Origin of the sequence: Arthrobacter sp. K5 (assembly GCF_040448525.1) — a bacterium.
Lineage (GTDB): Bacteria > Actinomycetota > Actinomycetes > Actinomycetales > Micrococcaceae > Arthrobacter > Arthrobacter globiformis.
The window spans coordinates 1,633,328-1,655,287 of the sequence record NZ_CP159279.1 but is presented as its reverse complement, the minus strand read 5'-3'; the positions used below and the strand labels follow the sequence as shown (position 1 = coordinate 1,655,287).

Here is a 21,960-nt window from a genome sequence, read left to right as displayed (position 1 = left end):
GGAACCTGTGGCAAAGGCAAAGTTCGAGCGGACTAAGCCGCACGTTAACATCGGTACCATCGGTCACGTTGACCACGGTAAGACGACGTTGACGGCCGCCATTTCCAAGGTGCTGTACGACAAGTACCCGACTCTCAACGAGAAGCGTGACTTCGCGTCGATTGACTCTGCTCCCGAAGAGCGTCAGCGCGGCATTACCATCAACATCTCCCACGTTGAGTACCAGACCGAGAAGCGCCACTACGCACACGTAGACGCTCCGGGTCACGCTGACTACATCAAGAACATGATCACCGGTGCTGCTCAGATGGACGGCGCGATCCTCGTGGTTGCCGCTACTGACGGTCCGATGGCTCAGACCCGCGAGCACGTTCTGCTCGCCCGCCAGGTTGGTGTTCCCTACCTGCTGGTCGCGCTGAACAAGGCAGACATGGTTGACGACGAGGAACTCCTCGACCTCGTTGAAATGGAAGTTCGTGAGCTCCTGAGCTCGCAGGGCTTCGACGGCGACGAAGCACCGGTTGTCCGCGTTTCCGGCCTGAAGGCCCTGGAAGGCGACCCGGAGTGGGTCAAGTCCGTTGAGGACCTGATGGCTGCTGTCGACGAGTCCGTTCCGGACCCCGTACGTGACCGCGACAAGCCGTTCCTGATGCCGATCGAAGACGTCTTCACGATCACCGGTCGTGGCACCGTCGTGACGGGTCGCGCCGAGCGCGGTACCCTCGCCATCAACTCTGAGGTCGAGATCGTTGGTATCCGCCCGGTCCAGAAGACCACGGTTACCGGTATCGAGATGTTCCACAAGCAGCTCGACGAAGCATGGGCCGGCGAGAACTGTGGCCTCCTGCTCCGCGGTCTGAAGCGCGACGACGTCGAGCGTGGCCAGGTTGTCGTCAAGCCGGGTTCCATCACCCCGCACACCGACTTCGAGGCCAACGTCTACATCCTCTCCAAGGACGAAGGCGGACGTCACAACCCGTTCTACTCGAACTACCGCCCGCAGTTCTACTTCCGTACCACGGACGTAACCGGCGTTATCACCCTGCCGGAAGGCACGGAAATGGTTATGCCCGGCGACAACACTGAGATGACCGTTGCGCTCATCCAGCCGATCGCTATGGAAGAGGGCCTCGGCTTCGCTATCCGTGAAGGCGGCCGCACCGTTGGTTCGGGACGTGTCACCAAGATCATCAAGTAACTCTTGCTGATTGCGGGTCGTCTATCGGCCTGATCTTCGAAAACAGCCCCGCTGCTCCTGGCAGCGGGGCTGTTTTTGTATCTGCAGTTCCTGCCTGCGGGGCGTGCCCTGCCCCCTGATATGGTTGGTGCTCGCGACAGATGACAAAGAGGGAGCATCATGGGTTGGCTAATTTTCCTGCTGGTGGTTGCCGCCGTGGTGGTGGGCGTGGTTTGGGCGAGGAAGCACTTCCGCCACGAGATTGAACGAGCCAAGCGGATCAACCGGGCGAACAAGAACCAGTAGCTCCGGCGCCCGCACGCGGCAGCACGGCCTCAGGCCGTGCGAGCCCGCGCCCGGCTGAGTGCCTGCAGCCAATAGAAGGACTTCTTGGGCGTCCGTTTTAAGGTCTCGAAGTCCACATGCACCAGGCCGAACCGCTGTGAATACCCGGCCGCCCATTCGAAGTTGTCCATGAACGTCCAGACGAAGTAGCCGAGGAGTTGCACGTCGTCTGCGATGCCGCCGGGCGCTGTGGCGTTCATCGCCTGGTCCAGATGATGCGCCAGGTAGTCGATCCGCCCCGAGTCGGCGATGGGGCCGGTGACATGCTCGGGCTCCGGAAAGCTTGCACCGCTCTCGGTGATGTAGACCGGCGGCAACGCCGCCCCGTACCTGTCCTTGAGCTCCCGCAGCAGGATACCCAGATGCTCCGGCGCCACCGGCCAGCCGAACCCGGTGGTGGCGTATTCGGGGAAGGCCGCGAGATGGAACGGTACCCTTGCCATGGCCTGCGCATTGCCTGCCGGGGTGTCCGTCGGTCCCTGGCCTGCGGCGACGCGCACGGGGTAGTAATAATTCACTCCGTAGAAGTCGAGCGGCTGGCTGATCAGGCGGAGGTCGTCGTCGGACGTCCGGGACAAAAACCTGAACCATGGGCGGGCGGCAAGCGGCGGGGCGGGGTAGCGCCCCAGGAGGATGGGATCGGCGTATATACGGTTGAGGACAAGGTCGCAGACCTTGGCCAGCAGCCGGTCCGCCAGCCGCCGGGTGGCAGGGCGGACAGGGGAGTGCAGGTTGGTAACGCCGATGGTTCCGGCCACGCCGGCCGCGCGCAGGGCCTGGACCGCGAGCCCGTGGCCGAGCAGCTGGTGGTGGACCGACGGGAGCGCCTTGAACAACAGGTCTCGGCCCGGTGCGTGGACGCCGAGTGCGTAGCCGTTCAGCGTAACGGACACGGGCTCGTTGAGCGTGACCCATTGCGCCCCGCGGTCGCCGAGCCGCTTGCCGGCGGCCGCCGCGTACTCGGCGAAGCGCTCGGCCGTTGCGCGGTTCATCCACCCGCCATGGCGCTCAAGGGGGAGGGGAGTGTCCCAGTGGTAGAGCGTGGCCATGGGGGAGATACCGGCCGCAAGCAGCAGGTCAACCAGCCGGTCGTAAAAGTCCAGGCCCCGCGGGTTGGCTGCGCCGTGGCCCTCCGGATGGATCCTGGGCCATGAGATCGAGAAGCGGTAGGAGTCAATGCCGAGTTCGTGCATCAGGGCAACGTCTTCCGGCACACGGTTATAGTGGTCGCAGGCCACCTCCGGCGAATGACCATTGAGTATGTTGCCCGGTGTGGCCGCAAAGGCGTCCCAGCCCGACGGCCCGCGGCCGTCCGCCGCCAGGGCGCCTTCGATCTGGAAGGCGGCGGCAGCAACGCCCAGCGTGAAATCCGGGCGCAGGCGTCCGGCGAGGTTTTGCACTGACGCGGCAAGGCCGGCGTCGGCGTTGTGCACGGCCATTTACCCATCATCCAACCGATGATTGCCGGAGGCAATGACGCTTGGGGCGGCGGAAACGGGACTGCAGGGGCCCCGATTCGCTTCCGCGGATAAATTCCGGCATACTAGTTGAGTTGTTCAAGCGCTTCTTCGCGTCCCGATCCGGATAATGCCGGGTGTCAGGGTCCAGGCTGAAGCCCAAACATAACCCAATTCCCCAAGGAACTGCGGGCTCGCGCGCTGTGCAAAGCGCGACACGCCCGACCGCGGGGGTCGGGTGCGCCGGCAGGTTGAGGAACCCGGATTCATCCGGATTCAGCTTGTGCGGCGGGTGGTAGTTACGACTTCAAATGCTTCGGCAGCCATACAACACGCAAGTAAACAGAGCAGCACTTACTGAAAGAGAGTCAGGCGACATGGCGGGACAAAAAATCCGCATCCGGCTGAAGTCATACGACCACGAGGTCATTGACGTTTCAGCACGGAAGATCGTTGAGACGGTCACGCGCGCAGGCGCAACGGTAGTCGGCCCCGTGCCGCTGCCCACGGAGAAGAACGTGTACTGCGTTATCCGCTCTCCGCACAAGTACAAGGACAGCCGCGAGCACTTTGAAATGCGCACGCACAAGCGTCTGATCGACATCATCGACCCCACGCCCAAGGCTGTTGACTCGCTCATGCGTCTCGACCTGCCGGCCGACGTGAACATCGAAATCAAGCTGTAGGGAGGTGCTGAGAGACTATGACCGCAACCCGTAACGTAAAGGGCCTGCTGGGCACGAAGCTCGGCATGACCCAGGTCTGGGACGAGAACAACAAGCTCATCCCCGTCACTGTTGTCCAGGCTGACTCGAACGTCATCACCCAGCTGCGCAACGCAGAGACTGATGGCTACGTCGCCGTTCAGATCGGCTACGGCCAGATCGATCCCCGCAAGGTCACCAAGCCGCTGGCTGGTCACTTTGAAAAGGCAGGCGTCACGCCTCGCCGCCACGTCGTAGAACTGCGCACTGCAGATGCTGACTCTTACGAGCTGGGCCAGGAGCTTTCTGTTGAGCTCTTCGAAGCCGGCCAGAAGATCGACGTCGTTGGCACCACCAAGGGTAAGGGCTTCGCCGGTGTTATGAAGCGTCACGGCTTCCACGGCGTTGGAGCTTCCCACGGTGCCCACAAGAACCACCGTAAGCCCGGTTCTATCGGTGGAGCATCCACCCCGAGCCGCGTCTTCAAGGGCATGAAAATGGCCGGCCGCATGGGCGCCGTTCGTCACACCACGCTGAACCTCACGGTCCACGCGGTTGACGTCGAGAAGTCGCTGCTCCTGATCAAGGGCGCCGTTCCCGGTGCCCGCGGCCAGGTCGTACTCGTACGCACCGCCGTGAAGGGAGCCTAGTTCAATGGCTAACACTGTCAAGGTTGACCTGCCTGCAGAGATCTTCGACGTTCAGACCAACGTGCCGCTGCTGCACCAGGTCGTCGTTGCCCAGCTCGCTGCTGCTCGCCAGGGTACCCACAAGACCAAGACCCGCGCCGAAGTTTCCGGTGCAGGCCGCAAGCCGTTCAAGCAGAAGGGTACCGGCCGCGCCCGTCAGGGTTCGATCCGTGCTCCGCACATGACCGGCGGTGGCGTTGTCCATGGGCCCACCCCGCGTGACTACAGCCAGCGGACCCCCAAGAAGATGATTGCTGCTGCACTGCGCGGCGCTCTCTCTGACCGCGCCCGCAACGGCCGCGTCCACGTCGTTTCTGAACTGGTTGCCGGCGACAAGCCGTCCTCCAAGGCAGCACTGGCAGTCCTGCGCGGAGTCTCCGAGCGCAAGAACCTGCTGGTCGTCATCGAGCGCGCGAACGACGTTGCTGCACTCTCCGTGCGCAACCTCGCCGAAGTCCACGTCCTGTACGTGGACCAGCTGAACACCTACGACGTGCTCGTTTCCGACGACGTAGTCTTCACCAAGGCTGCCTACGAAGCATTCGTTGCTGACAAGGCTGCAAAGAACGAGGAGGATGCCAAGTGAGCGCAGCCACCATCAAAGACCCGCGCGATGTTGTGCTTGCACCCGTCGTCTCGGAAAAGAGCTACGGCCTGATCGACGAGGGCAAGTACACCTTCCTGGTGGACCCCCGCTCGAACAAGACCGAGATCAAGCTGGCCGTGGAGAAGATCTTCTCCGTCAAGGTCGAATCGATCAACACCATCAACCGTGCCGGTAAGCGCAAGCGCACCAAATTCGGATGGGGTACCCGCAAGAGCACCAAGCGTGCCATTGTGACCCTCAAAGAAGGCACTATCGACATCTTCGGCGGTCCGCTCGCGTAGCGGAGACCACTTTAACGAGGAAATAAATTATGGGAATCCGTAAATACAAGCCGACTACGCCGGGCCGTCGTGGCTCGAGCGTAGCTGACTTCACCGAAATCACGCGGTCGACGCCGGAAAAGTCGTTGGTACGTCCGCTGCCCAAAAAGGGCGGCCGTAACAACACCGGTAAGATCACCACCCGTCACAAGGGTGGTGGACACAAGCGCCAGTACCGTCTGATCGACTTCCGTCGCCACGACAAGGACGGCGTCAACGCCCGCGTTGCCGAAATCGAGTACGATCCGAACCGCACGGCTCGCATCGCCCTCCTGCACTACGTTGATGGCACCAAGCGCTACATCATCGCCCCGAACAAGCTCTCCCAGGGCGACTTCGTGGAAGCCGGCGCCAACGCGGACATCAAGCCTGGCAACAACCTGCCCCTGCGCAACATCCCCGTGGGTACCGTTATCCACGCGGTTGAGCTGCGCCCGGGCGGCGGTGCCAAGATGGCACGTTCCGCCGGTGCTTCTGTTCAGCTCGTCGCCAAGGAAGGCCGTTTCGCCCAGCTGCGTCTGCCCTCCGGCGAAATCCGCAACGTTGACGTGCGCTGCCGCGCCACGATCGGCGAGGTCGGCAACGCCGAGCAGTCGAACATCAACTGGGGCAAGGCCGGCCGTATGCGGTGGAAGGGCGTTCGCCCGACTGTCCGTGGTGTCGCCATGAACCCGGTTGACCACCCGCACGGTGGTGGTGAAGGTAAGACCTCCGGTGGTCGTCACCCGGTCAACCCGAACGGTAAGCCTGAAGGCCGTACCCGCCGCCCCAACAAAGAGAGCGACAAGCTTATTGTTCGTCGCCGTCGTACTGGCAAGAACAAGCGATAGGAGCCTGGACACATGCCACGCAGCCTGAAAAAAGGTCCTTTCGTTGACCAGCACCTCTTTGTGAAGGTCGCAAGGGAAAACGAAAAGGGCACCAAGAACGTCATCAAGACCTGGTCCCGCCGCTCGATGATCATCCCCGACATGCTCGGGCACACGATCGCCGTGCACGACGGACGCAAGCACATCCCGGTGTTTGTCACCGAGTCGATGGTCGGGCACAAGCTCGGCGAATTCGCTCCCACGCGGACATTCCGCGGCCATGTCAAGGACGACCGTAAGGGCAAGCGCCGCTAGGCGCCTGCACTTACGTCAAAGACGAGAGAAGGAAAGCAATGGAAGCCAAGGCAATTGCGCGCCACATCCGCGTAACGCCTATGAAGGCCCGGCGCGTCGTCAACCTTGTTCGTGGTAAGCAAGCGAACGAGGCTCTGGCAATTCTGAAGTTTGCCCCCCAGGCAGCTTCGGAGCCGGTATTCAAGGTAGTTCAGTCGGCAATCTCCAACGCACGGGTCCTCGCGGACCGCGACGGTGTTGCGTTCGACGAAGGTGACCTCATCATCAGCGAAGCGTTTGTTGATGAAGGCCCGACCATGAAGCGGTTCCAGCCGCGTGCTCAGGGTCGTGCATTTCAGATCAAGAAGCGCACCAGCCACATCACCGTGGTAGTCGCTACCCCGGAGAAAGAGGAGGCTCGCTAAGTGGGACAGAAAGTAAACCCGCACGGGTTCCGACTCGGCATCACCACCGATCACGTATCGCACTGGTTCGCTGACAGCACCAAGTCCGGCCAGCGGTACAAGGACTTCGTTCGCGAAGACATCCGTATCCGCCAGCTCATGTCCACGGGCATGGAGCGCGCCGGCATCGCCAAGGTCGAGATCGAGCGCACCCGTGACCGTGTCCGCGTGGACATCCACACGGCGCGTCCGGGCATCGTCATCGGCCGCCGCGGCGCCGAGGCAGACCGCATTCGTGGCGAGCTCGAAAAGCTCACCGGCAAGCAGGTCCAGCTGAACATCCTCGAGGTCAAGAACCCCGAGATGGAAGCCCAGCTTGTTGCCCAGGGTGTTGCAGAGCAGCTGACTTCCCGCGTGGCATTCCGCCGTGCGATGAAGAAGGCCATGCAGTCCGCTCAGCGTGCCGGTGCCAAGGGTATCCGTATCGCTTGCTCGGGCCGTCTGGGTGGCGCAGAAATGTCCCGCTCGGAGTTCTACCGCGAAGGCCGTGTGCCCCTGCACACCCTCCGCGCGAACATCGACTACGGCTTCTACGAAGCCAAGACCACCTTCGGCCGCATCGGCGTGAAGGTCTGGATCTACAAAGGTGACGTCACCTCCAAGGAACTGGCTCAGCAGGCAGCTGCTGCTCCGTCCCGTGGCCGCTCCGGCGACCGTCCGGGCCGCCCGGGTGGCGCTGACCGTGGTGACCGCCGCCGTCGTAACGACCGTCCGGCCGCTGACGCAGCACCTGCTGCTGCAGCTCCGGCAGCCGAGGCAGCAGCACCGGCACAGGCAGCAGAAGGAGGACAGGCTTAAATGCTTATCCCACGTCGAGTCAAGCACCGTAAGCAGCACCACCCGGGTCGTTCCGGCGCTGCTACGGGCGGTACCAAGGTCTCCTTCGGTGAGTACGGCATCCAGGCACTGAGCCCGGCATACGTCACGAACCGTCAGATCGAATCTGCCCGTATCGCGATGACCCGCCACATCAAGCGTGGCGGTAAGGTCTGGATCAACATCTACCCGGACCGTCCGCTGACCAAGAAGCCTGCCGAAACCCGCATGGGTTCCGGTAAGGGTTCGCCGGAGTGGTGGGTCGCCAACGTCAAGCCGGGCCGGGTTCTCTTCGAACTCTCCGGTGTCAATGAAGAGGTAGCTCGCGAGGCCCTGCGCCTGGCAATCCACAAGCTGCCGTTGAAGGCACGCATTGTGCGTCGCGAAGGTGGTGAGTAGAAATGGCAGTAGGGTCGAAGGATCTCGCACCCGCACAGCTGGACGGTTTCGACAACGAGCGTCTCGTTGAAGAACTCCGCAAGTCCAAGGAAGAGCTGTTCAACCTGCGTTTCCAGTCCGCCACCGGACAGCTGGAGAACCACGGTCGTCTGCGTGCGGTAAAGAAGGACATCGCTCGCATCTACACCGTTCTCCGTGAGCGTGAACTGGGCATTCGTGCCGAGGTTGCCGCACCGGTTGTGGAAGCCAAGGAAGAAAAGAAGTCCAAGAAGTCTGCAGCTAAGAAGGCTGAAAAGCCGGCCGAGGCTGAGACCGAGGAGGACGCCAAGTGAGTGAAAAGGACGAGAACGTGACGGAAACTGCTACGGCAGCTACGGCTGAGCAGCGCGGTTACCGTAAGACGCGTCGCGGCTACGTGGTCTCTGACAAGATGGACAAGACCATCGTTGTTCAGGTTGAAGACCGCGTGAAGCACGCCCTGTACGGCAAGGTCATCCGCCGCACCTCCAAGGTCAAGGCACACGACGAGCAGAACACCGCCGGCATCGGCGACCTGGTTGTCATCGCCGAGACCCGGCCCCTGTCCGCCACCAAGAACTGGCGGCTCGTGGAAATCCTCGAAAAGGCCAAGTAACACCCGCAGCACCGCCTTTGGCGGCTGCACCGGAAACCCCCGTTCCCCTTGGGAGCGGGGGTTTCCGCATTCCTGCAGGAAATTGCTGCAGGAGTGCGTCACGCCAGGCATTCTTTTGGGGACCGTACGACGGCGGCGGGCCGGGATTGCGGGGGAGCGGCACCGGCGGTGCGCTAAAAGGCTGCCGTGCGTGACGCCGTCGTGGTTTAGCAGAGCACCAAGGGCTGTGATATGGGGCTGGCCCCCAACTGTGCTAGGATATTGAGTTTGTATGGCGCCTGTTGCGCGCCGACAGCAAACCTCGTAAACAATCGTGCCACGGCATAGTGCCCCCTTGCGCCTCCACGGGCTTGGGAAGCAACTGTTTGTGGCACGGGCGTTTAGGCCTGGTCTGGCAAAATCCAGTCAGGTCAAGAGACACCCCGATCAACCGTTCCGCAAGGCTCATTCCGTAGGAAGATTTTCGGTCTGAGAACCGGCGCGACGCAAGGAGTAAATAGTGATTCAGCAGGAGTCGCGACTCAAGGTCGCCGACAACACGGGTGCTAAGGAAATCCTTACCATTCGCGTTCTCGGTGGATCTGGCCGTCGCTACGCAGGCATTGGCGACGTGATCGTCGCAACCGTCAAGGATGCAATTCCGGGCGGCAACGTAAAGAAGGGCGACGTCGTCAAGGCTGTCATCGTCCGTACCAAGAAGGAACGCCGCCGTGCGGATGGTTCCTACATCAAGTTTGACGAGAACGCAGCCGTCATCCTGAAGAACGACGGTGACCCCCGCGGTACCCGTATCTTCGGACCGGTTGGTCGTGAACTCCGTGACAAGAAGTTCATGAAGATCGTTTCTCTGGCTCCGGAGGTGCTCTAGTCCATGGCTAAGATCAAGAAGGGTGACCTGGTACAGGTCATCACTGGCGCCAAGGCTGAGCGCGGCGGCGACCGTGGCAAGCAGGGCAAGGTTCTGCGCGTGTTCCCGGACACCAACCGCGTGCTGGTTGAGGGTATCAACCGCGTAACCAAGCACACCAAGGTCGGCCAGTCGCAGCGCGGCACCAAGACCGGCGGCATCGAGGTTGTCGAGGCTCCGATCCACGTTTCCAACGTGGCTCTCGTTGACCCGTCCACCAAGAAGCCGACCCGCGTTGGTTTCCGCCTCGACACCGTAGAGAAGGACGGCGTCAAGAAGACCGTCCGCATCCGCGTGGCCAAGAGCTCCGGGAAGGACATCTAATGACTGAGACTCTCGAGACTCCGGCAACGAAGATCGTTCCTCGTCTGAAGACCAAGTACGCCGATTCCATCAAGAGCGCGCTTCTTGAGGAATTCAAGTACGAGAACGTGAACCAGGTTCCCCGTCTGGTCAAGGTTGTAGTGAACATGGGTGTTGGAGATGCCGCCAAGGACTCCAAGCTGATCGACGGCGCTGTCCGCGACCTCACCCTGATCACCGGCCAGAAGCCGCAGGTCACCAAGGCCCGCAAGTCGATCGCCCAGTTCAAGCTGCGCGAAGGCATGCCCATTGGTGCACACGCAACCCTGCGTGGCGACCGCATGTGGGAATTCGTGGACCGTCTGGTCACGCTGGCTCTGCCCCGTATCCGCGACTTCCGCGGTCTGAGCGGCAAGCAGTTTGATGGCAACGGCAACTACACCTTCGGTCTGACCGAGCAGGTTATGTTCCACGAGATCGACCAGGACTCCATCGACCGCACCCGCGGTATGGACATCACGGTTGTGACCACCGCCAAGACCGACGACGAAGGCCGCGCGCTGCTCAAGGCGCTTGGTTTCCCGTTCAAAACCGAAGCTTAATTAACTACGTAAAAGGTCCGGCCGCTCTGGTCCCCCGGGGACGGAACGGCGGAAACCGTTACGAGGAAGGGCAAGTGCCCAAATGACAATGACAGATCCTGTCGCAGATATGCTTACGCGCCTGCGTAACGCAAACTCGGCATACCACGACTCCGTGTCTATGCCTTACAGCAAGCTCAAGGCCCGCGTTGCGGACATCCTCAAGGCCGAAGGTTTCATCGCCGGCTGGAAGGAAGAGGACGCCGAGGTCGGCAAGAAGCTGACCATCGACCTCAAGTTCGGTCCGAACCGCGAGCGTTCAATCGCTGGTGTCCGTCGCATCTCCAAGCCGGGTCTCCGCGTTTACGCGAAGTCCACCAACCTGCCGCACGTGCTGGGTGGCCTGGGTATCGCAATTCTGTCCACCTCTTCCGGCCTCCTGACTGACAAGCAGGCCGGCAAGAAGGGCGTGGGCGGCGAAGTCCTCGCTTACGTCTGGTAACGGGAAAGGAAGAGAATAATGTCACGTATTGGACGTCTCCCCATCACCGTTCCTGCCGGCGTTGAGGTCAAGGTTGACGGCTCTGTCGTCAGCGTCAAGGGTTCCAAGGGCGAGCTGAGCCACACTGTGGCCAGCCCGATCGAGGTTGCGCTGGAAGACAGCACCCTGACCGTCACCCGCCCGAACGACGAGCGCGCCTCCCGTTCGCTCCACGGCCTGACCCGCACCCTGATCGCCAACATGATCCAGGGCGTCACCGCAGGCTACGAGAAGAAGCTTGAAATCGTCGGTACCGGTTACCGCGTTCAGGCCAAGGGATCTGACCTTGAGTTCGCTCTCGGCTACAGCCACCCGGTCAGCGTTTCCGCTCCGGCCGGCATCACCTTTGCAGTAGAGGGGCCGACCAAGCTCTCTGTCTCAGGCATCAACAAGCAGCAGGTCGGCGAGGTTGCTGCCAACATTCGCAAGCTGCGCAAGCCTGACCCGTACAAGGGCAAGGGCATCCGCTACGCGGGCGAAGTCATCCGCCGCAAGGTCGGAAAGGCTGGTAAGTAACCATGGCCATCGCCATTAACAAGAAGCGTACGAACAAGAGCAAGTCTGCTTCGCGCAGCCGCCGCCAGCTTCGTATCCGCAAGCGCATCTCCGGAACGGCTGTACGTCCTCGCCTGGTCGTCAACCGCTCCGCACGCCACGTATTTGTCCAGGTTGTCGATGACACCATTGGCCAGACCGTAGCGAGCGCGTCCACTCTGGAAGCTGACCTTCGTGCATTCGACGGTGACAAGACCGCCAAGGCCAAGCGCGTTGGCGAGCTCGTTGCCGAGCGTGCCAAGGCTGCCGGCGTCGAAGCTGTTGTGTTCGACCGTGGTGGTAACAAGTACCACGGCCGGATCGCGGCCGTTGCTGACGGTGCACGCGAAGGTGGGCTGTCACTGTGACCGAAGCAAACAAGGAAAAGGACACTGTGTCTGCAGAAGAGAAGGCGACCGAAGCCGCAGCTGCTGAGACCACTGCCCCCGCCACCGAGGACCGCCGTGGTGGCGCCCGTCGCGGCGAGCGTGGAGACCGTGGCCAGGGCCGCGGCGACCGCGGTGGCCGTGGCGGCCGCGATGGCGGACGTGAAGCCGAGAAGAACCAGTACATCGAGCGCGTAGTGACCATCAACCGCGTTTCCAAGGTCGTCAAGGGTGGTCGTCGCTTCAGCTTCACCGCACTCGTCGTCGTTGGTGACGGCAACGGTCTGGTCGGCGTCGGTTACGGCAAGGCCAAGGAAGTTCCCGCTGCTATCGCCAAGGGCGTTGAAGAAGCCAAGAAGTCCTTCTTCCGCGTTCCCCGCGTTGGCAACTCCATCCCTCACCGCGTTCAGGGTGAAGCCGCTGCAGGCGTCGTTATGCTGCGTCCGGCTTCCGCCGGTACCGGTGTTATCGCCGGCGGTCCGGTCCGTGCAGTACTGGAGTGCGTGGGTATCCACGACATCCTCTCCAAGTCGCTCGGTTCCTCCAACGCCATCAACATCGTTCACGCGACCGTTGATGCCCTGAAGCGCCTCGAAGAGCCGGCAGCCGTGGCAGCACGCCGTGGCCTGCCGCTGGACGAGGTCGCCCCGGCGGCACTGGTGAAGGCTCTGATGAGCCAGAAGGCAGGTGTCTAAGTCATGGCGAAGAACCTGACTCCCTCCGACGCCAAGTTGGAGATCACCCAGATCAAGGGCGTCATTGGCGCCAAGCAGAACCAGCGCGACACCCTGCGGTCCCTCGGCCTGAAGCGGATCGGACACACCGTTGTCCGCACCGCCGACGCCGTGACCGTTGGAATGCTCAACACGGTTCCGCACCTCGTGAATGTTGAGGAGGCGAAGTAATGGCAGAGAAGAAAGCCGAGACCGCAGCTGCTGAGAAGCAGAGCGCTCTGAAGGTTCACCACCTGCGTCCCGCCCCGGGTGCCAAGACCGCCAAGACCCGTGTTGGTCGTGGTGAAGGCTCCAAGGGTAAGACCGCCGGTCGCGGTACCAAGGGTACGAAGGCCCGCTACCAGGTGAAGGCTGGCTTTGCCGGCGGCCAGCTGCCGCTGCACATGCGCCTGCCGAAGCTGCGCGGCTTCAAGAACCCGTTCCGGGTTGAGTTCCAGGTTGTGAACCTGGATAAGCTCAACGAGCTGTTCCCGGAAGGTGGCGCTGTCACCGTGGAGGACCTGGTTGCAAAGGGTGCTGTTCGCAAGAACCAGCCTGTGAAGGTGCTTGGCACCGGCGACATCACCGTCAAGGTTGACGTCACCGCCCACGCCTTCTCAGCCAGTGCCGCTGAAAAGATCGCTGCAGCCGGCGGCAGCACCACCGCGCTCTAAGGGATTCTGTCCCGGAGCCGGTGGGCGCTAGCCCGCTGCACAAACTCCCGGCACGGGGGCCGAGGCCCCTGTGCCGGGAGTTTTTTCATACCCATTGGGTCTTCCGGATTGTTCGCATGCCGCAAACACCGGTTAGACTCGGTTGTTGGGTTTATAGACCTGCATCTCGAGACTTATTAACTACTGAGGAGGACGCTTGCTAAGCGCATTCGGCCGGGCGTTTCGAACGCCTGATCTGCGACGCAAGTTGTTGTTCACGCTGGGAATCATCACAATCTTCCGCTTGGGAGCCTTTATCCCCTCGCCCGGTGTGAGCTACCAGAATGTCCAGCAATGCTTGTCGAACGGGCAGACCCAGGGCGGGATCTACCAGCTCGTCAATCTTTTCAGCGGCGGTGCATTGCTGCAGGTCTCCATCTTCGCCCTGGGCATCATGCCGTACATCACGGCGAGCATCATTGTGCAGCTGCTGCGGGTGGTCATCCCGCGTTTCCAGCAGCTGTATGAAGAGGGCGCCTCCGGGCAGTCCAAGCTGACGCAGTACACGCGGTACCTGACGATCGCCCTTGGGCTGCTGAACGCCACGACGCTGGTGTCGCTGGCGCGCTCCGGCCAGTTGCTGCCCGGCTGCAACCTGCCCATCATCCCGGACCAGGGCGTCATCACCACGATCCTCATCATCATCACGCTGACGGCCGGCACCGGCCTCATCATGTGGATGGGTGAGCTCGTGACCGAGAAGGGCGTCGGCAACGGCATGTCGTTGCTGATCTTCACGGCCATCGCTGCCGGCTTCCCCACCTCGCTGGGCGCCATCTGGTCCGCGCAGGGTCCGGGCACGTTCTTCATTGTGCTGGCCATCGGCCTGCTGACGGTTGCCCTGGTGGTCTTTGTGGAGCAGTCCCAGCGCCGCATCCCGGTGCAGTACGCCAAGCGGATGATCGGCCGCCGCACCGTGGGCGGCACCAGCACCTACATTCCCATCAAGGTGAACATGGCCGGCGTCATTCCCGTCATCTTCGCCTCCTCGATGCTCTACCTTCCGGCGCTGATCTCGCAGTTCAACCAGCCGAAGGCCGGGGAACCGATCCAGCCGTGGGTTGAGTGGATCAACAACAACCTCACCCGCGGGGACCACCCCATCTACATGGCGCTGTACTTCGCCATGATCGTTTTCTTTACCTACTTCTATGTCGCGATCACCTTCAACCCTGAAGAGGTCAGCGACAACATGAAGAAATACGGCGGCTTCATTCCGGGTATCCGTGCCGGCAAGCCGACCGCGGATTACCTGCAGTACGTCCTGTCGCGCATCACGCTGCCCGGAGCCATCTACCTCGGCTTCGTGGCACTGATACCGCTGGTGGCGCTCGTGCTGATCAACGCAAACCAGAACTTCCCGTTCGGTGGCACCTCGATCCTGATCATGGTGGGCGTTGGCCTGGAAACCGTCAAGCAAATTGACGCGCAGCTACAGCAGCGTCACTACGAAGGGCTATTGCGATGACCAGAATGTTGATTATCGGACCACCGGGTTCGGGCAAGGGCACGCAGGCGGAACGCATTTCAGAACGCCTCGGCGTCGTTGCGATCTCCACCGGCGACATCTTCCGCGCCAATGTGAAGGGCGAGACGCCGCTCGGCGTTGAGGCCAAGAAGTACATGGACAACGGGGACTTCGTCCCGGACAGCGTGACCAACAAGATGGTCCGCGACCGTCTCAGCGAAGGCGACGTCGAGGACGGCTTCCTGCTGGATGGCTACCCCCGTACCACCGCGCAGGTTGACTACCTGGACCAGATCCTGGCCGACGGCGACCAGAAGCTCGACGTGGTCCTGCAGCTCACAGCGGACGACGAGGAGCTCGTGTCCCGCCTGCTGGGCCGCGCGAAGGAAACCGGACGCAGCGACGACAACGAAGCCGTCATCCGCCACCGCCTGGACCTCTACCACGAGCAGACCGAGGCTGTTGTGGCCAAGTATGCCGAACGCGGCATCCTGACCCAGGTGGACGGCATCGGCCAGATCGACGAGGTTACCGACCGCGTCATGCAGGCCATCAAAGAGGCGCAGGCCGCCTGATACCAGTTCCAACGCTGCGAGGCTCCTCCCGGACCATGGGGAGGGGCCTCCGGCTTTTAGCCCTGGGGCCGCTACCAGTCGGGCCGAGGCACATTGAGAGGAAACACCGCTGATGGCATTCGGCCAGCCACGGATTGAATACAAGACCAATGCCCAGATGCGCACCATGCACGAGGCCGGGCTCGTCCTGAGCCGTGCCCTCGACGCAGCCGTGGCCGCAGCAGCGCCGGGTGTCACCACCCGGCAACTGGACGAGGTCTTCGCTGCGGTGCTGCTCGAGGCTGGCGCCAAGTCCAACTTCCTGGGCTACCACGGGTTCCCGGCCACGATCTGCACGTCGGTCAACGAGGAAGTGGTCCACGGCATCCCGGGCGACAAGGTCCTGCAGGACGGGGACATCATCTCGATCGACGGCGGCGCAATCGTCAACGGGTGGCACTCCGACTCCGCGCGGACAGTCATCGTGGGAACACCGGACCCGGAAGACCAGCGCCTCTCCGACGTCACCGAGACGGCCCTGTGGCATGGCATCGCCGCCCTGGCGAAGGGCAAGTTCGTAGGCGATGTCGGCGCGGCCATTGATGACTACGTTTCCTCGGTGCCGGGCAAGCCCCTGGGCATCCTCGAGGACTACGTGGGCCACGGCATCGGCTCCGAGATGCACATGGCCCCCGACGTGCTGAACTACCGCACCAGCCACCGCGGCCCGAAGATCCGGCCCGGCCTGTGCCTGGCCATCGAACCGATGCTGGTGCGCGGCGGCATCGAGACGGCTGTGCTGGAGGATGACTGGACCGTGGTCACCACCGACGGTCAGCGTTCGTGCCAGTGGGAGCACTCCGTGGCAGTCCACGAGAAGGGCATCTGGGTGCTCTCGGCGCCCGACGGCGGCGCGGCCAGGCTCGTGCCCCTTGGCGTGGTGCCGGTCCCGATTCCCTGAGGACACGCATTTAGCTGGGCGACGCGCAAAATCCCTGACGACACCGGAATCCCAGTGTCGCCAGGGATTTTGCGCGTCACGGGCAACTATCTGCGTCGCCATGTCAGCTCCCGGGGCAGAATGGGAGCCATGGGAGCGATGGGAGCGAGTGATGGAGCCGGCGCACAGGGAAAGATCACCGATGTGCCTGGCGTGCGTGTGGGGCACCAGCAAAAGTCCGACGGCGGGTGGTTGAGCGGGGTGACAGTGGTCCTGCCCCCTGTGGGGACAGTAGGTTCGGTGGACGTCCGCGGGGGAGGACCCGGCACCCACGAGACGGATGCGCTGGACCCCACCACCCTGGTCCGCACCGTGGACGCCGTGGTGCTCACCGGCGGCAGCGCCTTCGGCCTGGTTGCAGCACACGGTGCCCAGCGGTGGTGCGAGGAGCAGGGCCGCGGCTTCGCCGTAACGGGAGGGGTGGTGCCGATCGTTCCGGCGGCAGCCATCTTCGACCTCGGCCGCGGCGGCAACTTCAGTGCCCGCCCGGATGAGGCCATGGGCTACGCGGCCACTGCAGTTGCGGGGGCACAGACGGACGGGCACGACGTCGAACGCGGCAACGTGGGGGCCGGCACTGGAGCGGTCATCGGACGCGGGACATACAAAGGGGGAGTGGGCACAGCGTCGCTCACCCTGGAGAACGGCGTGGTGGTCGGTGCCCTGGCTGTGGTGAACGCGCTGGGCCTGCCGTTCACTCCGGTGGTTGAGCCTGTCGAAACCGAGGCTGTCGAAACCAAGCCTGTCGAAACCGCGCACGGTGATTACGCTCCCCACCCGCCCCCTAACCTCGCAAGCTCGGTTAGGGAACCCGGCGGTCGTGGCCCCAAGCTCAACCAGCAGTCCCTCAATACCACGCTCGTGGTCGTCGCCACGAATGCGGTGCTGGATGTGGCCGAGTGCAAACGGACCGCATCCGCCGCCCACGCGGGGCTGGCGCGGGCGCTGAATCCGAGCCACACCCTGGCCGACGGGGACACCGTGTTCTGCCTCGCCACCGGCAGCCAGGAGCTGGACAGGAGTACGGAAACTGCCCGGCAGATAAGTCTCATGACGCTCCAGAGTGCGGCAGCCGACGTCGTACGTTTGGCCATCCTGGACGGGGTCAGCAGCGCCCAGGCGGTGACAACTCCTGCGGGCGAATTTGGTGCATACCCGGGCAATGTGCGCTAACATAGCTGGATTTAACTTTCCGGTCCTAATGCCGTAGAGTTGCATGTTGGTTGTCTGCCCTGCCACGCCCATTTGCGGCCGGAGGGTGACGATCAATCAAATCAAAAACGTCCGCAGTCATGCCCGGCGCCAGCCGGAGGTCTGTGGCAAACAACAGTTAGCGGAGGATATGGCCAAGAAGGACGGGGTCATTGAGATCGAGGGCGTAGTGACTGAGGCGCTGCCCAACGCGATGTTTCGTGTTGAGCTCACCAATAAGCACGTCGTCCTGGCACACATCTCTGGAAAGATGCGCCAGCACTACATCAGGATTCTCCCTGAGGACCGCGTAGTGGTGGAGCTGAGCCCTTACGACCTGACACGTGGTCGTATCGTCTACCGCTACAAGTAAACGTTGGGCGGCCAAGGCATTTGCCTAAGGCCGCTCCATCGGCCCAACTGCTATCACGCAAAGGAACGCCATGAAGGTCAAGCCGAGCGTCAAGCAGATCTGCGAAAAGTGCAAAGTGATCCGCCGTAACGGCCGGGTCATGGTGATCTGCGAGAACCCGCGCCACAAGCAGCGCCAGGGCTAATTCCCGTCAGGGAATCCCTGGGTTGCTAACCCACGCAAGTAAATAAAGGCAGCACAAGCTGAACTGGGACGTATGGGCCCGGACAGCTAACCCCCGGTCGGAGGCTGGGGCCGCACTGAAAGTGCGGGTGTACTGCCTACGACCTCCGGTTTATTCAAGGAGTACCGCCACTATGGCTCGTCTCGCTGGCGTAGACATTCCCCGCGAAAAGCGGCTGGAAATTGCGCTTACTTACATCTACGGCGTGGGCAAGACCCGTGCACACGAAACCCTGGCTGCCACCGGCATCAGCGCTGACGTTCGGGTCAAGGACCTGACGGATGCGCAGCTGGTAGAGCTGCGTGACTACATTGAAGGCAACTACAAGGTTGAGGGTGACCTTCGCCGCGAAGTGGCAGCAGATATCCGCCGCAAGGTTGAAATCGGCAGCTACGAAGGCCTGCGTCACCGCAAGGGCCTGCCCGTACGCGGTCAGCGTACGAAGACCAACGCTCGTACCCGCAAGGGCCCGAAGCGTACCGTCGCCGGCAAGAAGAAGGCCCGCTAAACCGCATTTGCCTGATGGCAAATGTGGGATCAGCACGGCCTTCCCCCAAATAACTTTCTGTAGGAGAAGAAATGCCCCCGAAGACTCGTGGCGCGGTTCGCAAGCCGCGTAAGAAGGACAAGAAGAATATCGCGCTTGGCCAGGCGCACATCAAGAGCACGTTCAACAACACCATCGTGTCCATCACGGACCCGACCGGTGCTGTAATCTCCTGGGCTTCCGCCGGTGAGGTTGGATTCAAGGGCTCGCGTAAGTCCACCCCGTTCGCTGCGCAGATGGCTGCCGAAGCCGCCGCCAAGCGTGCACAGGAGCACGGCCTGAAGAAGGTTGACGTGTTCGTCAAGGGACCGGGTTCCGGACGCGAAACCGCCATCCGTTCGCTGCAGGCTGCTGGCCTTGAGGTTGGCTCCATCCAGGACGTCACCCCCGCCGCGCACAACGGCTGCCGTCCGCCGAAGCGCCGCCGCGTCTAAGTACTTTCCGCAGCCGGAGCTTGCCCGGGCCCGTTTCGGGTCCGGGCAAGCCCGCCGCGTTAAGTCCTCAGACCGATTTTCCACCACCTGTGTTGCGTCATATAGCGGATGCTCGCCGAAAGGAAACCTAAGTGCTCATTGCACAGCGCCCCACCCTCTCCGAAGAGGTCGTCTCCGAAAACCGCTCCCGGTTCATCATTGAACCGCTGGAGCCGGGCTTCGGTTACACCCTCGGAAACTCCCTCCGCCGTACCCTGCTCTCCTCCATCCCCGGTGCCGCTGTAACCAGCATCCGGATCGATGGTGTGCTGCACGAGTTCACGACGGTTCCGGGTGTCAAGGAAGATGTCACCGAGATCATCCTCAACATCAAGAACCTGTCCGTGTCTTCCGAGCACGACGAGCCGGTTGTTGCTTACCTGCGCAAGCAGGGCCCCGGAGTCGTCACCGCCGCGGACATCGCTCCGCCGGCCGGCGTCGAGTTCCACAACCCGGATCTGCACATTGCCACGCTGAACTCGAAGGGCAAGTTCGAACTCGAGCTGACCATCGAGCGCGGCCGCGGCTACGTTTCGGCAGCTCAGAACAAGTCCGGCGACGCAGAGATCGGCCGCATTCCGGTTGACTCCATCTACTCGCCGGTGCTGAAGGTTACTTTCCGCGTGGAAGCTACCCGTGTTGAGCAGCGCACCGACTTCGACAAGCTCATTGTCGACGTTGAGACCAAGCAGGCCATCGCCCCGCGCGATGCCGTTGCTTCCGCTGGCACAACCCTGGTGGAACTGTTCGGTCTGGCCCGCGAGCTGAACACCGCAGCTGAGGGTATCGAGATTGGCCCGTCGCCGACGGATGCTGCCCTGGCAGCAGACATGGCTCTGCCGATCGAGGATCTGGACCTCACCGTCCGTTCCTACAACTGCCTCAAGCGTGAGGGCATCCACACCGTGGGTGAACTCGTTGCCCGCTCCGAGGCTGACCTGATGGACATCCGCAACTTCGGCGCGAAGTCCATCGATGAGGTCAAGGCAAAGCTGGTTGAACTGGGTCTGTCCTTGAAGGACTCGCCTCCCGGTTTCGACCTTGCTGCCCGCGCCGCAGCCATCGAAGAGGACGACGCCGCGTTCAGCGACGACGAGCTCTAACAAGCAGATCTTGGCCGAGGGGCTGGCCAGCACCGCGTTGTGCGCAGCCTCCCGGCTTCCATATGAGGAGAAACAATTATGCCTACCCCCACTAAGGGTCCGCGCCTCGGAGGCGGCCCGGCTCACGAGCGTCTGATGCTCGCGAACCTGGCTTCCGCACTGTTCGAGCACAAGCGGATCACCACCACGGTCACCAAGGCCAAGCGCCTGAAGCCGTACGCAGAACGCCTGGTCACCTTCGCTAAGCGCGGCGACCTCGCTTCCCGCCGCCGCGTTCTCGGCCTGATCAGCAACAAGGGCGTCGTCCACGAGCTGTTCACCGACATCGCGCAGGCTGTGGAGAACCGCAACGGCGGCTACACCCGCATCACCAAGATCGGCAACCGCAAGGGCGACAACGCTCCCATGGCTGTCATCGAGCTGGTTCTTGAGCCGGTTTCCGCCAAGCAGGCTGTTGTAGCCGAGGCTACCCAGGCCGCTGCCGCTGCTGCTCCGGCCGCAGAGGAAGCACCCGAGGCAGAGGTCGTTGAGACCGAGGCTGCAACCGAAGAGGCCCCGGCCGCTGAGGAAGCTCCGGCTGAAGAAGCTGCTGCTGAAGAGGCTCCGGCCGAGGAAGCTGCCGCTGACGAGGCTGCTGCCGACGAGGCCAAGGACGCGAAGTAATTCGCTAAATCCTTCGCATAGACTTGAGTCTATGAACCACCAAAAACCCGCGGCCCCCGTTTTGGGGGGCGGCGGGTTTTTGCGTATCCGGCTCGATTTGGCGTACGACGGCGGTCCGTTCAGCGGGTGGGCAGTGCAGCCAGGGCTGCGGACCGTTCAGGGTGTCTTGGAAGGTGCACTGGAGCTGCTGATCCGCCGCCCGGTGCGCGTCACGGTCGCCGGGCGCACCGACGCCGGTGTGCATGCCCGCGGCCAGGTGGTCCACCTCGACCTGACGGAAGCCGAGTGGCTGGGACTGAGCCGAGGTGCCGCCGTCGATCCCGCCGTCGCCCTTCTGCGCCGCCTGCGGGGCACGCTCAGCCGCGGGCTGGGGGACCAGACCGGCTCCATTGTGGTGCACCACGCGGCGATTGCCCCTGAAGGCTTCGATGCCCGTTTCTCCGCGCTCTGGCGCCGCTACAGCTACCGGATCGGGGACGGTCCCGAGAAGTGGGACCCTCTCGGCCGGTACGACACACTGTGGCATAAGACGACCCTGGACGTGGACCTGCTGAACGAAGGCGCCGCGAAGCTGCTTGGCCTGCACAACTTCCTGTCCTTCTGCAAGCCACGGGAAGGTTCCACTACCGTCCGCGAGCTGCAGCGGTTCGAGTTTTCCCGCGGGCCGGACGGCGTCATTGTTGCCACCGTCCAGGCCGACGCCTTCTGCCACAACATGGTGCGCGCCCTGGTGGGCTCGGCGCTGTACGTGGGGGAGGGACAGGAGCCTCCGGAGTGGCTGCACGAGCGCCTGCTGGCACGGAAGCGGGACGCGCGTTCTGTGCTGGCCGCGCCGCATCCCCTGGTGTTCGAAGAAGTGGCGTACCCCTCCGATGAGGAACTGCTCGCCCGGGCAGAGCTCACGCGCGCGCTGCGGGAGTAACCCTGCCCCGCGACCTTGTGTTGCAAGGGCTCGTGCCTCGTTTCCGGGCG

General features: G+C 62.7%; 34 protein-coding genes. 33 read left to right on the top strand and 1 reads right to left on the bottom strand.

Features of this window, described 5'->3' with window-relative positions:
- The first annotated feature begins 7 nt into the window (after positions 1–7).
- Together tuf and ABRP34_RS07470 are read left to right on the top strand one after the other, a co-directional pair.
- Positions 8–1,198 carry an elongation factor Tu gene (gene tuf / locus ABRP34_RS07475; RefSeq protein WP_003803827.1) on the top strand — a complete coding sequence of 397 codons (1,191 nt, stop codon included), beginning with the start codon at positions 8–10 and terminating at the stop codon, positions 1,196–1,198.
- Between the two features lie 159 nt (positions 1,199–1,357).
- Complete coding sequence (locus tag ABRP34_RS07470) at positions 1,358–1,483, top strand: hypothetical protein (RefSeq protein WP_280959913.1); 126 nt, start codon at positions 1,358–1,360, stop codon at positions 1,481–1,483.
- 29 nt (positions 1,484–1,512) lie between these two features.
- On the opposite strand, the gene ABRP34_RS07465 is transcribed toward ABRP34_RS07470, so the two are convergent.
- On the bottom strand, positions 1,513–2,961 hold the full coding sequence (locus tag ABRP34_RS07465; protein ID WP_353712735.1) for a GH1 family beta-glucosidase: 1,449 nt from the start codon (positions 2,959–2,961) through the stop codon (positions 1,513–1,515).
- 395 nt (positions 2,962–3,356) lie between these two features.
- On the opposite strand from ABRP34_RS07465, the gene rpsJ reads away from it, so the two are divergent.
- From rpsJ to truA, 31 genes are all read left to right on the top strand, one after another.
- Entirely contained in the window at positions 3,357–3,665 is a 309-nt protein-coding gene (gene rpsJ / locus ABRP34_RS07460; protein WP_003803825.1) for a 30S ribosomal protein S10, read from the top strand.
- 17 nt (positions 3,666–3,682) lie between these two features.
- A complete protein-coding gene (rplC, locus tag ABRP34_RS07455) occupies positions 3,683–4,333 on the top strand; it encodes a 50S ribosomal protein L3 (RefSeq protein WP_003803812.1) in 651 nt (216 codons plus the stop codon).
- Positions 4,334–4,337: 4 nt separating this feature from the next.
- Positions 4,338–4,958 (top strand): 50S ribosomal protein L4, encoded by a 621-nt coding sequence (gene rplD, locus ABRP34_RS07450; RefSeq protein ID WP_003803809.1) that lies wholly within the window; start codon positions 4,338–4,340, stop codon positions 4,956–4,958.
- Positions 4,955–5,260 carry a 50S ribosomal protein L23 gene (gene rplW / locus ABRP34_RS07445; protein ID WP_003803807.1) on the top strand — a complete coding sequence of 102 codons (306 nt, stop codon included), beginning with the start codon at positions 4,955–4,957 and terminating at the stop codon, positions 5,258–5,260. The genes rplD and rplW overlap by 4 nt, the downstream gene beginning before the upstream one ends.
- 29 nt (positions 5,261–5,289) lie before the next feature.
- Positions 5,290–6,129: a 50S ribosomal protein L2 gene (gene rplB, locus ABRP34_RS07440; RefSeq protein WP_003803804.1), complete on the top strand. Its 840-nt coding sequence runs from the start codon at positions 5,290–5,292 to the stop codon at positions 6,127–6,129.
- Positions 6,130–6,141: 12 nt separating this feature from the next.
- Positions 6,142–6,423, top strand: coding sequence for a 30S ribosomal protein S19 (gene rpsS / locus ABRP34_RS07435; protein WP_003803803.1), 282 nt, complete (start codon positions 6,142–6,144; stop codon positions 6,421–6,423).
- A 38-nt stretch (positions 6,424–6,461) separates the two neighbouring features.
- The gene (gene rplV, locus ABRP34_RS07430) at positions 6,462–6,827 is read left to right on the top strand and encodes a 50S ribosomal protein L22 (RefSeq protein WP_003803798.1); all 366 of its coding nucleotides are present in this window, start codon (positions 6,462–6,464) and stop codon (positions 6,825–6,827) included.
- Positions 6,828–7,664 carry a 30S ribosomal protein S3 gene (gene rpsC / locus ABRP34_RS07425; protein WP_003803796.1) on the top strand — a complete coding sequence of 279 codons (837 nt, stop codon included), beginning with the start codon at positions 6,828–6,830 and terminating at the stop codon, positions 7,662–7,664. It abuts the gene before it with no gap.
- Positions 7,665–8,081, top strand: coding sequence for a 50S ribosomal protein L16 (rplP, locus tag ABRP34_RS07420; protein ID WP_003803795.1), 417 nt, complete (start codon positions 7,665–7,667; stop codon positions 8,079–8,081).
- A gap of 2 nt (positions 8,082–8,083) precedes the next feature.
- Positions 8,084–8,413 (top strand): 50S ribosomal protein L29, encoded by a 330-nt coding sequence (gene rpmC, locus ABRP34_RS07415; protein ID WP_003803792.1) that lies wholly within the window; start codon positions 8,084–8,086, stop codon positions 8,411–8,413.
- Positions 8,410–8,715 (top strand): 30S ribosomal protein S17, encoded by a 306-nt coding sequence (rpsQ, locus tag ABRP34_RS07410; RefSeq protein WP_076801234.1) that lies wholly within the window; start codon positions 8,410–8,412, stop codon positions 8,713–8,715. The genes rpmC and rpsQ overlap by 4 nt, the downstream gene beginning before the upstream one ends.
- A gap of 499 nt (positions 8,716–9,214) precedes the next feature.
- A complete protein-coding gene (gene rplN / locus ABRP34_RS07405; protein ID WP_003803789.1) occupies positions 9,215–9,583 on the top strand; it encodes a 50S ribosomal protein L14 in 369 nt (122 codons plus the stop codon).
- Between the two features lie 3 nt (positions 9,584–9,586).
- Positions 9,587–9,946, top strand: a complete 360-nt coding sequence (rplX, locus tag ABRP34_RS07400) for a 50S ribosomal protein L24 (RefSeq protein WP_003803770.1) — start codon at positions 9,587–9,589, stop codon at positions 9,944–9,946.
- Positions 9,946–10,527: a 50S ribosomal protein L5 gene (gene rplE / locus ABRP34_RS07395; protein ID WP_003803769.1), complete on the top strand. Its 582-nt coding sequence runs from the start codon at positions 9,946–9,948 to the stop codon at positions 10,525–10,527. The genes rplX and rplE overlap by 1 nt, the downstream gene beginning before the upstream one ends.
- Positions 10,528–10,609: 82 nt before the next feature.
- Complete coding sequence (gene rpsH / locus ABRP34_RS07390; RefSeq protein ID WP_003803767.1) at positions 10,610–11,008, top strand: 30S ribosomal protein S8; 399 nt, start codon at positions 10,610–10,612, stop codon at positions 11,006–11,008.
- 18 nt (positions 11,009–11,026) lie between these two features.
- Positions 11,027–11,563 (top strand): 50S ribosomal protein L6, encoded by a 537-nt coding sequence (gene rplF / locus ABRP34_RS07385; protein ID WP_003803764.1) that lies wholly within the window; start codon positions 11,027–11,029, stop codon positions 11,561–11,563.
- A 2-nt stretch (positions 11,564–11,565) separates the two neighbouring features.
- Positions 11,566–11,949, top strand: a complete 384-nt coding sequence (gene rplR / locus ABRP34_RS07380; RefSeq protein WP_003803763.1) for a 50S ribosomal protein L18 — start codon at positions 11,566–11,568, stop codon at positions 11,947–11,949.
- Positions 11,946–12,662: a 30S ribosomal protein S5 gene (gene rpsE / locus ABRP34_RS07375; protein WP_003803760.1), complete on the top strand. Its 717-nt coding sequence runs from the start codon at positions 11,946–11,948 to the stop codon at positions 12,660–12,662. The genes rplR and rpsE overlap by 4 nt, the downstream gene beginning before the upstream one ends.
- A 3-nt stretch (positions 12,663–12,665) precedes the next feature.
- On the top strand, positions 12,666–12,872 hold the full coding sequence (gene rpmD, locus ABRP34_RS07370) for a 50S ribosomal protein L30 (protein WP_003803757.1): 207 nt from the start codon (positions 12,666–12,668) through the stop codon (positions 12,870–12,872).
- Positions 12,872–13,354 carry a 50S ribosomal protein L15 gene (rplO, locus tag ABRP34_RS07365; RefSeq protein WP_003803756.1) on the top strand — a complete coding sequence of 161 codons (483 nt, stop codon included), beginning with the start codon at positions 12,872–12,874 and terminating at the stop codon, positions 13,352–13,354. Before rpmD ends, rplO begins: the two co-directional genes overlap by 1 nt.
- A gap of 196 nt (positions 13,355–13,550) precedes the next feature.
- Complete coding sequence (gene secY / locus ABRP34_RS07360; protein ID WP_003803753.1) at positions 13,551–14,861, top strand: preprotein translocase subunit SecY; 1,311 nt, start codon at positions 13,551–13,553, stop codon at positions 14,859–14,861.
- Positions 14,862–14,866: 5 nt separating this feature from the next.
- A complete protein-coding gene (locus ABRP34_RS07355) occupies positions 14,867–15,436 on the top strand; it encodes an adenylate kinase (RefSeq protein WP_175304999.1) in 570 nt (189 codons plus the stop codon).
- A gap of 112 nt (positions 15,437–15,548) precedes the next feature.
- Entirely contained in the window at positions 15,549–16,376 is an 828-nt protein-coding gene (map, locus tag ABRP34_RS07350; protein ID WP_003803750.1) for a type I methionyl aminopeptidase, read from the top strand.
- 138 nt (positions 16,377–16,514) lie between these two features.
- The gene (locus ABRP34_RS07345; RefSeq protein ID WP_353713329.1) at positions 16,515–17,588 is read left to right on the top strand and encodes a P1 family peptidase; all 1,074 of its coding nucleotides are present in this window, start codon (positions 16,515–16,517) and stop codon (positions 17,586–17,588) included.
- 169 nt (positions 17,589–17,757) lie between these two features.
- Entirely contained in the window at positions 17,758–17,979 is a 222-nt protein-coding gene (infA, locus tag ABRP34_RS07340; RefSeq protein WP_011775571.1) for a translation initiation factor IF-1, read from the top strand.
- A 70-nt stretch (positions 17,980–18,049) separates the two neighbouring features.
- A complete protein-coding gene (gene rpmJ, locus ABRP34_RS07335) occupies positions 18,050–18,163 on the top strand; it encodes a 50S ribosomal protein L36 (RefSeq protein WP_009358722.1) in 114 nt (37 codons plus the stop codon).
- A 172-nt stretch (positions 18,164–18,335) separates the two neighbouring features.
- A complete protein-coding gene (gene rpsM, locus ABRP34_RS07330; RefSeq protein ID WP_003803743.1) occupies positions 18,336–18,710 on the top strand; it encodes a 30S ribosomal protein S13 in 375 nt (124 codons plus the stop codon).
- 71 nt (positions 18,711–18,781) lie between these two features.
- The gene (rpsK, locus tag ABRP34_RS07325; protein ID WP_003803734.1) at positions 18,782–19,183 is read left to right on the top strand and encodes a 30S ribosomal protein S11; all 402 of its coding nucleotides are present in this window, start codon (positions 18,782–18,784) and stop codon (positions 19,181–19,183) included.
- 131 nt (positions 19,184–19,314) lie between these two features.
- Positions 19,315–20,325 carry a DNA-directed RNA polymerase subunit alpha gene (locus ABRP34_RS07320; RefSeq protein ID WP_003803733.1) on the top strand — a complete coding sequence of 337 codons (1,011 nt, stop codon included), beginning with the start codon at positions 19,315–19,317 and terminating at the stop codon, positions 20,323–20,325.
- A gap of 78 nt (positions 20,326–20,403) precedes the next feature.
- Complete coding sequence (rplQ, locus tag ABRP34_RS07315; RefSeq protein WP_003803731.1) at positions 20,404–20,988, top strand: 50S ribosomal protein L17; 585 nt, start codon at positions 20,404–20,406, stop codon at positions 20,986–20,988.
- Between the two features lie 31 nt (positions 20,989–21,019).
- Entirely contained in the window at positions 21,020–21,910 is an 891-nt protein-coding gene (truA, locus tag ABRP34_RS07310; protein ID WP_003803730.1) for a tRNA pseudouridine(38-40) synthase TruA, read from the top strand.
- Positions 21,911–21,960: the final 50 nt, after the last annotated feature.